The sequence below is a fragment of the Bradyrhizobium sp. Kon56 genome (assembly GCF_055807635.1).
This window is the reverse complement of sequence record NZ_JBVVOU010000402.1, coordinates 1-275: the sequence shown is the minus strand read 5'-3', so window position 1 is coordinate 275 and position 275 is coordinate 1. Positions and strand designations below refer to the sequence as shown.

Annotated in this window: 1 pseudogene; it reads right to left on the bottom strand. The window is 66.5% G+C overall.

The features are described 5' to 3' along the window. Positions 1 to 184 (bottom strand): annotated as a pseudogene (locus AC0L3B_RS39460) (LysR family transcriptional regulator); the annotation flags it as partial. Positions 185 to 275: the final 91 nt, after the last annotated feature.

Here is a 275-nt window from a genome sequence, read left to right as displayed (position 1 = left end):
CCAGGATCGCCGCGCCATTGGAGCTGTGGTAGGCCAGGCGATAATCGCGTCCGGCCGCGTCCAGTGCGGCCCGGGCCCACTGGGTGTAAACGCAGTCACCATCGGACACCGCCAGCGGCAGGGCGTCGTGCTCCTCCACGCAGAAGCACGGTGACGCGGCCCACACCATGCGTTCGGTGCGCAAGAATTCACCCAGTTCATTGCCGGGCTGGCGACTGATGACGGTCTATGCCTGGTCCCGTCGCTGCATCAGCACCGCTGAGGTCTCGCAGTGC